Genomic DNA, 13,107 nt, shown 5'->3' with positions numbered 1-13,107 from the left:
CTCACTCCCCAATTACGATTATTGAGCAAGAGCGTTTTCTTGGCCGTGCTCGATCAAAATCTACGAAATAAATATACCCTGTTTTCCCAACTGCTAGTTTCCCTTTATCCACTTCAAAACTTTCACTTGCACCGATAATCGTGGCCTTTAAATGTGCATCACCGTTCCAAAGATCCGAAATGTCCTTATTTGGAAGGTAATTATCGGCGTTAGGCCAGCTCATTACTTCATTAAAATGCTCCGGTCCTGGATAAATATATGTATCCTCGCTATCATGGTTAGGAATTATTTTCTGGAGAACCCTATCAAGCTCTACTTGAAGCGTATCCTGGCCAAACTCATTTAAATCATGTGCAAATTCTTCATAAAAAATAGCGCATGTGGTATGAGGTGTGACTACTGTAACTATCCCATTAGAAACGCCACTGTTCTCAATAGTTTCTCTTACTTCTGAAGTTAGATCAACAAATGTAGGACGTTCACCTGTAGACTGGACCTCAATTTTTTGTTTATAAACAGTCATTGTATACTCCTTTTATTTTATTAATGCGTTTATCATATCAGCTAACATTTTCTTTGGATTTTCAGCTTCAGTAATCCCTGACGTGCATCCTGTTCCATCAGCCCCCAATTCAATCACTTTTTTAACATCATCAGCAGTACTAATCCCAGCTGCTTGCATCATTAATGTATTAGGACTGATCTTCTTTACTGCGTCATTAGTCTGTTTAACATAATTTTCATCACTTGTTTTACCGGTTCCAATTAAATCAGTCGGTTCACATAACATTATATCTGGATTTAAACTTGCTAACGCTTTAGCTTCTGCTAATGAATCAGCACAAAGGATAGAAATTATTCCTAGCTCATTAGCTCTACTAATCGCACGAACAATATCTGAAGACTTCATGGATCTTTCAGCATGGTTTAAAAATGTAGCCCGAGCACCAGCTGAGTATAGCGATTCAGGGAGTACATGACCCATTCCACGACCAGGATTAATTCCATCCATATGTTGGGCTGTTACAATAATAGATTCTGTTTCATTGTATATTCGATATATATCAGCAAACGGAACTGTTACAAAAACAGAAATATTCGGAAATTTCTTTGCTAATTTATCAGCTTCTAAAGCTAATTCTAAAAGTTCATCTCCATAAAGATATGACTTAGGATTAAACATAAAGAAAGGTTTTTTAATTTCTATTTTTTCCATAATTATCTCTCCTTATATGGCTTTAGTTTCAAATACATCGTAGTAGTGGTTTAAGACACTACGCATTGCACTATTTGCGGTACTCTTCATCTCTGGATAATTATTTGGCTCTTCTTTTATGATAGCTTGGTAAGCTTCATTCAAAAAATCAGAATAAATATTTATTTTAGAAATACCAGATTTAGCACATCTATTAAGATTATCATCCCCACTTGAAGAACCACCATGAAGCACTAAAGGAGTATCCGTAATATTTGATATCTCCTCCAATCGATCAAATGATATTTTTGGTTTTCCAGTATACAAACCATGAGCAGTACCAATTGATACGGCAAGCATATCAACTTTCGTCTCACTAACGAATTTATCTACCTCTTCCGTTTCAGTGTATATTGAATCAGTAAGAACTGAAGATTCTGAGGTATCATTAGCGCCAACATGCCCAAGTTCAGCTTCCACGGTAATATTTTTCGGCTTTGCTAGTGACATGACCCTTTGGGTTAACTCTATATTTTCATCAATTGGTTTCTCAGAGGCATCAATCATAACGGAGGTAAAACCTAAATCAATTGCCCGTTTTATATAATCTATATCTTCACCATGGTCCAGATGTAGTGAAATAGGAACTCTTACTTTTTCTGCCAAATATCTTCCAATTAATGCCGCTTCCTCAAGTGAGATCATATGTCGATGAGACTGTGCAAATGCCAGTATTAGAGGCAATCCCCTCTCTTCAGCTACATTTACAAATACCCTTGCCATATCAAGATCTATGAAATCTACTGCCGGAATTGCAAACCTTTCTTGATGTGCTTTTTTCATCATTTCGTGAGAATTAGTTAACATGATGATATTCCTTTCTATACTTTAGCTTTAAAGTTTTTTAGAAGGTATTGAAAAAATGGCGCATCCAATTGAGAATTTCTCAAATTGGATGCGCCAAAACATGAACAAAACTTAATTTATTTTATTTAAACGCATCCTTGTAAGCCTGAGCGACTTTGTCTGCAGTAAACCCGAAGCGTTCAATCACTTGATTACCGGGTCCAGAAGTACCAAAGCGGTCGATACCTAGGGTAATACCCTCTAGTCCAACATAACGTTCCCAACCAAAAGTGGCAGCCATCTCAATGGATACCCGGTTCTTAACCGCCTTCGGTAGGACAGATTCCTTGTAGTCCTCTGATTGCTCATCAAAGCGGTTCATAGCAGGTAAGGAAACAACGGAAACATCAATACCGTCTTGGGCTAACTGAGCTTGGGTCTCGATCGCGAGGTTCACTTCAGAACCCGTCGCAATTAGAATTCCTTCAGGTGTCTCACCTTTAGCCGGTGAGAGGACATAGCCTCCCTTATCAACGCCTTCTTCAGCCAAGGATTGCGTCGCTTCTAGCGTCGGTAAGCCTTGACGCGACAAGACTAACATGGTTGGCCGGTTGGCTTCCTTAATCGCTACCTTCCAAGCAGCATAAGTCTCATTCACATCCGCTGGTCGAATCACATTCAAGTTCGGCAACGCTCTAAAGCCCGCTAATTGTTCAATCGGTTCATGTGTTGGTCCATCTTCCCCAACGGCGATCGAATCATGGGTCATTACATAGATGACTGGTAACCCGGACAAGGCAGAGAGACGAACGGCTCCCTTGAGGTAGTCTGTAAAGACGAAGAAGGTTCCGCCATAAATCTTACTACCACCATGCAAGGCAATCCCATTCATCATGGCGGCCATGGCAAATTCACGCACGCCAAACCAGATATTACGTCCTTGACGGCTTTCCGGCATGAAGTCCTCTTCAGCCTTAACCATGGTATTGTTGGAGCCCGATAAGTCAGCCGATCCACCCCAGAAGAATGGGATTTCTTTAGACAAGGCTTGAATCGCAGCCCCACTGGAAGCTCGGCTGGCTTCTCCAGCACCCGCTTCTTGATAAGCCAAGCCTTGGTCAAAGCCTTCAGGTAATTCTCCCGCATAAGCCGCTTCTAATTCAGCTGCTTGTTCAGGGTTGGCTTCTTTATAGGCGTCATAAGTAGCTTGCCAGGCTTGATGCGCTTCTTGACCACGTTCTTGAACGCGTTCCTTGAAGGCTTGATACGCTTCTTCCGGCACCTCAAAGGCTTCACTGGTCCAACCATAGGCTTCCTTGGCGACGGCCCAATCGTCAGCACCAATCGGCGCCCCATGGACAGCGTTGGTTCCTTGCTTAGGCGCTCCGTAACCAATCACGGTCTTAATTTCAATAATTGTTGGTTGTCCCTTGTGGTCCTTGGCTTCTTGAATGGCTTGAGAGATGGCTTCTAAATCATTGCCATCTTCTACGCGCAGGTAGTGCCAGTTGATGGCCTCAAAGCGTCCCTTGATATCTTCGGTAAAAGCTTGATCTAAGTCACCGTCTAGGGAGATATCATTGGAATCATAGAGAACGATGAGTTTTTCTAATTCTTGACGACCAGCATAAGACAGGGCTTCATAAGCTACCCCTTCCATCAAATCGCCATCCCCGCATAAGGTATAAGTGTAGTGGTCAATAATGGCATGGTCATCCGTATTGTATAGGACGGCTTGGTGAGCTTCTGCCATGGCCATCCCAACCGCTTGAGCAATCCCTTGGCCCAATGGACCGGTGGTTGCTTCCACGCCATCGGTATGACGGTATTCCGGGTGACCCGGTGTGCGACTATCCAGTTGACGGAAGTTCTTCAAATCTTCAATCGTCACATCAAAACCAGCTAAATGAAGCAAACTATAGAGCAAGGCAGAGCCATGGCCAGCCGACAAGACAAAGCGGTCGCGGTTGATCCAATCACTTGCTTTTGGATCCACCTGTAGGTGGTCTGCCCACAGGGCGTAAGCCATTGGCGCAGCCCCCATCGGTAGACCAGGGTGGCCAGAGTTGGCTTTCTCGATCTGGTCCACACTCAAAGCCCGAATCGCATTGACAGCTAACTGATCTGTTTTGGTAAACATATTGTCCTCCTTATAATCTAAATAACATTTACTACATCATAGCACAAATGTTAAGAAAGGGCTATCATTAATGATAACTAATTTTGAGTCTACTTATTATTTATAAAAAAGATGTTTAAGAGCTAGCCTCAAAGACTAGCTTTTAAACATTTTATAATGTTTTAATTCTAGAAGTAACTCCTTTAAGGTTGTAACATTCTGAATAATCTCTAATTGGTCTCTTAATATGGTCAATAACATATCTTCTACCATTAATTTGTTGAGACTCTAAATTTTTATAAAGCTTTTCAATTTCCGATTTTACTTCATCTTCATTAAAGGTATAGTGACCAGCAATATCTAATACTTCTACAGATAGTTTAGGATCTGCTTTTATTTCATCAACAGTTAAGTTAACTTGGTCACCAACCATCCATTTTCTCCAACGTTCAGATTCAATTGCTTTATCTAATAAAACGTTATAAATATTTGAGGTGTCTTCAATAAGACCATTTTCTTTCAACTCAGCTTCAACTTTAGCCAAATTCAAATATGCTCGAGTTTCTTCTGTTCCATATTGAGGTGCTACATTCGTTGCAGTGATGTTGGAAGGGATGTGCATTAATAAATCCACATCTCCCATATAGTCACCATTATGTTCTTTCAAGCCGACATTGTATTTTTTGGCCATTTCAGATAATTCGTAAGCATTATGAAAATTAAATTTGCCTACCTGTTCGGTTTTTCTAGTTAATGTTCCAGTTTGACCAACGATAAATGTAGGCATTGGTAAATTTTTGGCCCCTAGCTCGTCTTGGAGGCGATTTATAAATTCTTCGTATACCTCAGTTGAAGTTAAGCCCCCATTTGTTTCTTCGGTTCCTACCTCATAACCAATTTCTGGGAGTCCTAATTCTTTACGCTTCTTTTCACAATATTCAATTAAATCAACAGTTCTTGTAATAACAGTTTCTAACGGAATGACTTTGCCAACTTCAAACGGATCTTTAGTTGGATCAATCATGAGTAGATCAAATCCCGCTTCCATATCTGCAAGGTAGGATTTTTTACCAAGTTCCATTGCTTCATCCTCGGGTAAGTGATCATTACGCTCTTTATCTCGTTGCCAAGGTCCTCCGTGGTCTCGACACAAATAATATTCATTGTCATAACCAATTTCTTTTGCTACTTCTTCTACGGCTTTCGCAAATCTGAACTGATCCCATCCATTTACATAACCTCCACCTAACTCATCTAAATCGACTTGATTACGACTAGCGATGAACATTACTGGATAATCGTCTTCCATTGAAAGTTCAAGTGCAGCTTGAACACAATTTTTTGACATAGGCCCGATACCTAATAAAGTTGCGCTCTCTCCAGTTTTTTGTAATTCTAATAAGCCTTTTACAATTTCATTGATTGGTGTTTTAGACATAATTAATTACTCCTTTTCTTATTTTACTTCTTCAATATCTGGTTTAACAAAATGTAAATAAGCGACACCTACTAGAGTTCCGATTAAGATTGCAAGAATGAACCAAAGTTTCCCATTTACAACTGGTAACACGATGGGGCCACCATGTGGAACTAAACACTCAACATTATTCATCATTCCAATAGCACCACCAACAGCACTTCCAAGAATAATAGCCGGCAACACATGCTTACTGTCCTTAACTGCAAAGGGAATGGCTCCTTCTGTAATACCAATCATTCCCATAAAAATAGCGGTGATTCCGGTATCTCTTTCAGCAGCAGTATATTTTTTTCTAGAGATTAAAACAGACAAACCAACTATTAATGGCGGGATAGCTACTGCAATCCGGTGAGCGCCATTTGGTGCATAGATCCCCTCGGCCATTAAAGCCAAAGTAAAAGCTGTAGCAGTTTTGTTAATTGGTCCGCCCATATCAACTGCAGTCATTGCGCCAATTATTAGCCCTAATAAAATAGCACTAGAACCTTGTAATGATCCCAAGAAAGATACTAACCAGTCCATAGCTGCTCCAATTGGTACAGATAAACCATAAATATAAATCATGCCTAAAGTAAAAACTGTTACAGTTGGGATGATTAGTATTGGCATAATCGTCCGAATAGTAGCAGGTACCTTCCAAGTTTTCATCCATTTTACAAAATAACCACTAGCGACCCCAAGTAACATTGCACCTAAAAATCCAGTTGATACTTTAGCTTCACCAATTGGATTATTTGCAACAAAACCTAAAATCATACCTGGCGCTAAGGCCGGCTTCCCAGCAATCGTGTTAGCAATATAGCCAGACAAGATTGGGATCATCATGGCAAAACCAGCCGCTCCTAAATCATTCAAGTTTTGCATAAATGGGCTGGTAATCTGCATTCCTTCATCGGTTGGTGTACCTGTTGCCAAGGCCATCGCTAGGAAAACCCCACCAACTACTACAGCAGGTAACATATAGGATACACCAGTACTAAAAGCCTTCTGTAACTGAGCACTAATTGGTTCTTTTTTCTTCTCGAACATACTTAGCCCCTTCTTTCTATTTCATCAAATAATTCTACTACATGTCGAATCGCGTCACCTGGTTCAACAGTGATAATTCTATCCTCGCTATCCTTTTCTTCAAAGCGATCCTCTCCTTCAACTCCGATTGACACTGCAAATACAACATAATCTGCTGCATCAATTTCTTCTTGTGATAGTTCATTTTCGATTCCCATACTACCCTGAGTTTCAACTTTAACTTGGTGACCGCGCTTACGACCTTCTTGTTCAATCGCCTCTTGAGCCATATATGTATGTGCAATACCTGCTGGGCAGGCTGAAACTCCAACAATAATCATAATTTTCTTCCTTTCTAAATATCCAAATCTAAATATCCAAAGATGTTAAAATTTTTAATACTTGATCATTATCTTTTTCATTTTTAAGAGATTCCCTAAAATCGTTATTGAGTAACTTTTTCGAAATTTGAGAAATAAATTTGAGATGTAGATTATCTTGATTCTCTTTCGGGACTCCTATTAGAAATACTAGTTGAACTTCCTCATCAACAGAATCTGACCATTTAAATGGTCGATCTGATCGGTAAAAAGCTATAAAAGGTTCCTTTACCCCATCACTTTTACCATGAGGCATTGCTATATCAAAACCAATGGCAGTTGAAACTTGATTTTCCCTATCGATTACGTCTTTCTTGAATTGAGATACATCTGATAGTTTATTCTCTTCATCTGCCTTTGATATAATGAAATCAATTATTTTTTTTTGATCATAGAGATCTTTGTCTAAAAATAGTAATTCCTTAGAAACAACTTCAGTTGTCATTCTTTTCCCCCCATTAAGTTATAAATATTTTGATAAAATCTGCTTGCAATTTCTGGAAATTTCATTATTCGATATATTTCTTTAATAATATTTTTACTTTCCTTTAAGTCTTCAGTTGTTAAAACTAGCATAAATATTTTATCGACTCCATAATCGGTCCAATGAAATTTTTTATCAGAGTTAAAAAAACAAATCACAGATTTTTTCACATGTTGAGCATTGCCATGTGGCAGCGCATAGCCTGACGGCATATCGGTATTACCTAATCTTTCTCTCTGAACTACCGTTGAAGCGTATTTAGAATCTACATAACCGTTACTCTCGAGTTGAGTACAAACGAAATCAATGAGCTCTGGCTTGGACTCTATTTTAGTATTTAAAAAAATGTAATCTTTATTTATAAATTTATATATGTGTGGAAACCCTCGGTTTTCACTGTTTTTCTGTAGATAATTTTCTTTAATTTCAAGTAACTGATCATCTTCTATAAATGGAGAACTATGAATTACATTTGGGCCTTCAATTGATTCCGTGGTAGATATAATAATATCAAACTTGGAAAGGTCCATATTTTTATATTCGCTCAAAGAGGCTGTTAGGGTCTCATCATTAGGTGATAGAATTGACTGCAATCTATTCAATAGTAACTCTGCCGTGGCTATGCCATATTGGCATACAATTAGTATCTTACTACCAGATTTAGTTCGTTCCATTGCTGATTGAAAATAAATCGCTAGTAGGCCGACTTCTTCTTCATTAAATTTCACATCAAGTTCATCTTCGTAATGACTAACAACATGCCAAATTGTATAAAATGTTGGACCATATTCTGCTTTAATCTTTTCAACAAATGGATTATTAATTTTCTGTCCTGATTTTAGTCTATATATCATTGGCGGAATGTGATTCTCTAATAAACGTTCTAGCTTGTGATCCTTACTGAAATTTATCCCCAGACTATCACTTAATTGAGAAATAAGCTTATCAACTAATTTGTTACTCTGACCAGATTTGTCCCCTATATAAAAACGATTAAGCATTAAATATTTAGCAAAATACGTTATATCTCTCTCATCATATACTTTATTATTTTGCGAAAACATGGTTCTAAGTAAAAAATTTGCAATAGTTCTATATTCTAAGAAACTATTTGAAGTAAAATTAATCCCAGAATCAGAAACTTCTTTGTGATGAAATCCTGAGGATATTCTATAAACTAGCACTAAAAATACGTTCAACACATTAAATGTATAGTATTCAGAAATAAGGTTGTTGTTCATTTTAATGTAGTTATATAGAACTTTATAGACTTCCTCGATCATGGAATCTGGATAGAATAAATTTAGAACTTGTTTTTGAATTTTGTCATTTTTATTCATTCCACTAAAATAATGCAACAACTGTTTATTTAACCAACAAATAGCTTGTTGAATTTCCTCCTCATTCCCTAGTATATAAGTGCCTTGTTTATCACTTACTAAAGAAACCAAGGTAGAATTACTAAGTTCACTTCTAATTTCGGCCATATCAGATTGTATTGAAGAAGGGCTGACATAAAACTGATCAGCTAATTCTTCAATTGTTACAACTTTATTCTGGATGAGTAAATCAACTAAAATTTTTAACTTTCTTGTTAAATCATTTTCATTGATTCTTTCAGATAGGCTCTCTTCATTATTTTTTACCTGATCAACTCTAATTCCAACCCCAGGTTTTTTTAAAAGCTTACAACTTCTATTTATTAATATCTTTTCAATAATTTTTAGATCATTATGAACCGTTCTTTCAGAAACGCTAAACATGTCTGATATTGATGAAACTGTTACCCAATCTTTAGTGTTTATTAAATAATCTAAAATTCGCTCGCGACGTGCTTTAGGAGACAATAATTTTCCTCCTTTCTATTCCATATTTTTTATTTCACTAACTATTACCGGCCTCCTATGTTCTTAATTATAAAGTAATGTAATCGTTTACTGAATAACAAAAAGTTGCAACATCTTCTACTTGATGTTGCAACTTTCACATTTATAGTTTTCTATTTCAAAAATTAAATGGCCGAATTAATTCATAAGACGTAGCTAAGGCTTCATTAATGTCTTGTTCCACAATACTGTTTTTTTCAACTGCCAAGCAACATCCTTTTCCTCCATTGATTAAATAATCGAAAGCTCGCTGGCCAAACATTTTACCCAGAATCCGGTCTTCCGTAGCGGTAGTCCCACCTCTTTGAATATGGCCCAATAGTAAGGGATGAATCTTATAGTCTGATTTTTCTTCGATTAATTCTTTGTATTTCTCGCAGGTCATTGCACCTTCAGCAATAATACTCAATGTATATTTCTTACCAATTTGACGTGCATGGTCGATAAGTTTAATATAAGATTCCGTTTGAAATTCATCGTACTCAGTTAAGATAACGTCCGCATCAAGAGCAATCCCCGTCCATAGGGCAATATCCCCAGCACGGCGTCCCATTACCTCAATGGCAAAATTATGGCCATGACTCGCAGCAGAGGTAGTCACCATATCAACAGCAGTAACTACGTTATGAATAGCAGTCTTAAATCCTAGCGTAACTTCTGTTGCAGGTATATCGTTATCGATGGTTCCCGGTATAGCAACCACAGGAAAATCTAGATTAATTAACCCTTGCGCCCCGCGATAACTTCCATCACCACCGATGACAATAAGAGCATCAACCTCCTGCTCATGTAGTCGATCAACTACTGCCTGACGGACCGCTTCATCCTTGAATTGATTGGTTCGAGCAGAGCCAATAATTGTGCCACCAACATTATCAAACAGTTTAATTTCACTTACTGGTACTTCTCGCCAGTTATCCTCAATTAGTCCGACATAGCCACCTAGGTAAGCTCTCACTTCAACATCTTCTTCAGCGGCCAACGTTACCACTCGATTGATAACCGAATTCATACCAGGCGCATCTCCGCCACTCGTTAATATTCCAATTCTCTTTACCATAGCATTTCTCCTCAATATCATCATTAAGATAAATATAACACAAATTATAAGCTAAATAAATTTTAAAATGGAAGCATTTACACTAAAAATATTCCCTTCTCAAATAATCCTTTACTTCAAGTAAATCATCGGCCTTCATAATCAAATGATTTAAGTCCTCAATAAAGATATCATCTTCAAATTCATCATCAGGAACCATGATATGAGAAATTTGAGCGCGATTAGCTGCTAATAACCCACTTCTAGAATCCTCAATAACCATAGCCTCATCAGCCTGACAGCCAGCAAATTTCAAGTGCTTAAGATACATTTCTGGATCCGGCTTAGTATGGTCAACATCGTTGGCAAATAGAACCTGATTAAAGTAGTTATGTAGGTTGAAGGCTTCCAAAAACTTTGTCCCTCGGTCATTGGGAGATGAAGAAGCTAGACCGAGATATAGATGCTGGTTAGCCAAATAGTCTAACAGTTCCTTAGCACCCTTTTTTAGCTGTATTTGATTATCAGCCAGTATTTGAAGGAGATATTGTTCTCTATGTTCCCTAATGTTTAAAGCTTGAGACTTACCTCCTGAAAGATGAATTAACTCTTCATTCTTTCCTACTGTTGATTTTCCTCGCCAAGTTAGAAGCGTTGAATAAGGAACTTCAATGCCTTGGTGACCAAAGGCTGCTTGCCAACCTTGAAGGTAATGTATCTCACTATTCACCAACAACCCATCCATATCAAAAAATACTGCCTTTAATTGACTCATTGCTTTCCTTTCTCTATTCATTATTCGCTCTGGGCTTTACCCACAGAAATAAGCCAATTATCTTTCTTGGCTTTTGACTGTAATAATTCCACCTGATCAATCACTGCTTCATGAATCTCAAGAACATCTCCAACTAGGGGACTGGCAACTTCAAGCAAGGCCTTCTCAGCTTCAAAGCTTATGATCGACTGACCATTGACTATCTTGTCTCCAGGTTCAACTAAGAATTCAATATAGGAAATATCGCCCAAGTCTTCTTGTAATTGAGGGGACATCCTGAGCACTTGTTGTCCATCAAATTGGTCTATTAATAAGTCATTATCCTCCATCATTTCATCCTCTCCTAATCCTTACGAATATTGTATCACATTTGTAATGGTTTACATCCTCAAATTATAGCTAATCACTACCCAAACTGGAAACCATTCAGCTATAATATAATCATTAATACTTAGAAAGCGTGATTTCTTGATCAAACAACTGCAACAAAACCTTTATACCTTTAATGTGACTCTTCCCAATACAGCGCTCAAGCAGATTAATGCTTATGTCATCAAGAGTGAAGACCGATCGCTTCTAATTGATACAGGTTACAACTTGCCCGAGAGTCGATCAGACCTCTTAGCAGGTATTCAAGAATTGGAAATTGATCTGGATCAATTAGATGTCTTTATCACCCACTTGCATTCCGACCACACAGGTCTAACTCCACTATTTCAGGACGCTGGGGCTCGAATTTATTGCGGGCAAGTGGATGGTCATATTCTTGAGGCGACTTTAACGTCTGAATTTTGGCAAGAGATGCTTGAACAATATCATCAATACGGAATGTCTGAAATTGAAACCAATCTTGATCAGAATCCTCTCTATGCTTTAAGACCACAAGAAGCGGTTAATTATACTTATGTTAATCCTGGAGAAATTCTCTCTTATGGTGGCTACCGGTTGAAAATAGTCGACCTGCCAGGACATACCCCCGGTCATTTAGGTTTATATAATCCAGAAGAGAACTGGTTATTAGCAGGTGATACGGTTCTGGACCCGATAAGTCCGAACATCACCTACTGGGGATCGGCCTACGGTGATATTCTTGGACGATATTTCCAGACCTTAAACCATTTAGCTAAGCAGTCACTTGATCTTATTTATCCGGCCCACCGTCAGATTATTCATCAACCTAGCCAAAGGATTCAAGAGCTCTTAGCCCACCATCAACAACGCTTGGATGAGATATACCAAGCCATGAAGCCGGGTATTGACTATACGGCTAACGAGTTGTCAGCCAGTATTAGTTGGCGGGTCAAGTTTAAGAGCTGGGATGACTTCCCCGTTAGCCAGAAATACTTTGCGGTAGGCGAGACCATGGCTCACCTGGTCCATCTCTATACTATAGGAGCCATTAAATGCCAGGATAAGCAAGGGGTCTTATACTTCCGCAAGCCTCATTAAGAAATGTGAATTCAACACTAGCTTAATGGACTTCACCCATTCCAAATTCCTTAAATACCTATAGTCCAAAAACAAAAAGCATCCAATCAAGAATTAAACTTGATTGGATGCTTTTAGAATATGATGAGATCTTATTCCGCACTTAAAGCTGCCATTGTGATGTAGTTGTTCACCGAGTAGGCTCAGATAATCACGCATGAGATTAACCTTGGTATAAAGGGGTTTCGTAAAAATAAGCTTAGCTGGTATCGTCTGATATCATTAAATTTTTGCCCCATAAATGCCCCATGAATTCAATAACGTGTGCTATAAATATTTCTAAAAACTTCCTAATACTACTTGTTTTTATACACTTTATTATGTATAATGTAAGTATAGTAAGGAGGTGATAAAAGTGAATGAAATCGAATGGCTCAAAGCTATTGGCACACTCGCCGGTGGATTTG

At 38.2% G+C, this 13,107-nt stretch carries 13 protein-coding genes; 1 reads left to right on the top strand and 12 read right to left on the bottom strand.

The window, feature by feature from the left end:
* Window position 1 precedes the first annotated feature (1 nt).
* From T408_RS0102315 to T408_RS0102260, 12 genes are all read right to left on the bottom strand, one after another.
* The gene (locus T408_RS0102315; RefSeq protein ID WP_028118511.1) at window positions 2-523 is read right to left on the bottom strand and encodes a YjbQ family protein; all 522 of its coding nucleotides are present in this window, start codon (window positions 521-523) and stop codon (window positions 2-4) included.
* A gap of 12 nt (window positions 524-535) precedes the next feature.
* Window positions 536-1,216: a triose-phosphate isomerase gene (locus T408_RS0102310; RefSeq protein ID WP_028118510.1), complete on the bottom strand. Its 681-nt coding sequence runs from the start codon at window positions 1,214-1,216 to the stop codon at window positions 536-538.
* A 12-nt stretch (window positions 1,217-1,228) separates the two neighbouring features.
* Window positions 1,229-2,062 carry a class II fructose-bisphosphate aldolase gene (locus T408_RS0102305; protein WP_028118509.1) on the bottom strand — a complete coding sequence of 278 codons (834 nt, stop codon included), beginning with the start codon at window positions 2,060-2,062 and terminating at the stop codon, window positions 1,229-1,231.
* A 121-nt stretch (window positions 2,063-2,183) separates the two neighbouring features.
* Entirely contained in the window at window positions 2,184-4,181 is a 1,998-nt protein-coding gene (gene tkt / locus T408_RS0102300; protein WP_028118508.1) for a transketolase, read from the bottom strand.
* 151 nt (window positions 4,182-4,332) lie between these two features.
* Complete coding sequence (locus T408_RS0102295) at window positions 4,333-5,598, bottom strand: class II D-tagatose-bisphosphate aldolase non-catalytic subunit (RefSeq protein WP_028118507.1); 1,266 nt, start codon at window positions 5,596-5,598, stop codon at window positions 4,333-4,335.
* Window positions 5,599-5,616: 18 nt separating this feature from the next.
* Window positions 5,617-6,669, bottom strand: a complete 1,053-nt coding sequence (locus tag T408_RS0102290; RefSeq protein WP_035419866.1) for a PTS fructose transporter subunit IIC — start codon at window positions 6,667-6,669, stop codon at window positions 5,617-5,619.
* A gap of 2 nt (window positions 6,670-6,671) precedes the next feature.
* A complete protein-coding gene (locus tag T408_RS0102285; protein WP_028118505.1) occupies window positions 6,672-6,989 on the bottom strand; it encodes a PTS fructose transporter subunit IIB in 318 nt (105 codons plus the stop codon).
* A 28-nt stretch (window positions 6,990-7,017) separates the two neighbouring features.
* Window positions 7,018-7,473, bottom strand: coding sequence for a PTS sugar transporter subunit IIA (locus T408_RS0102280; RefSeq protein ID WP_028118504.1), 456 nt, complete (start codon window positions 7,471-7,473; stop codon window positions 7,018-7,020).
* A complete protein-coding gene (locus T408_RS0102275) occupies window positions 7,470-9,359 on the bottom strand; it encodes a BglG family transcription antiterminator (protein ID WP_028118503.1) in 1,890 nt (629 codons plus the stop codon). Before T408_RS0102275 ends, T408_RS0102280 begins: the two co-directional genes overlap by 4 nt.
* Window positions 9,360-9,516: 157 nt before the next feature.
* A complete protein-coding gene (locus T408_RS0102270; protein WP_035419865.1) occupies window positions 9,517-10,458 on the bottom strand; it encodes an ATP-dependent 6-phosphofructokinase in 942 nt (313 codons plus the stop codon).
* Window positions 10,459-10,540: 82 nt separating this feature from the next.
* Window positions 10,541-11,212, bottom strand: a complete 672-nt coding sequence (locus T408_RS11660) for an HAD family hydrolase (RefSeq protein ID WP_028118501.1) — start codon at window positions 11,210-11,212, stop codon at window positions 10,541-10,543.
* A 20-nt stretch (window positions 11,213-11,232) separates the two neighbouring features.
* Window positions 11,233-11,544, bottom strand: coding sequence for a biotin/lipoyl-containing protein (locus tag T408_RS0102260; protein WP_028118500.1), 312 nt, complete (start codon window positions 11,542-11,544; stop codon window positions 11,233-11,235).
* A gap of 136 nt (window positions 11,545-11,680) precedes the next feature.
* Here T408_RS0102260 and T408_RS0102255 point away from each other — a divergent pair, with 136 nt between their 5' ends.
* A complete protein-coding gene (locus tag T408_RS0102255; RefSeq protein WP_028118499.1) occupies window positions 11,681-12,661 on the top strand; it encodes an MBL fold metallo-hydrolase in 981 nt (326 codons plus the stop codon).
* The last annotated feature ends 446 nt before the right edge of the window (window positions 12,662-13,107 follow it).

Source organism: Hutsoniella sourekii ATCC 700629, from assembly GCF_000518205.1.
Classification (GTDB): domain Bacteria; phylum Bacillota; class Bacilli; order Lactobacillales; family Aerococcaceae; genus Hutsoniella; species Hutsoniella sourekii.
This window is presented reverse-complemented; position numbering and strand designations above follow the sequence as displayed.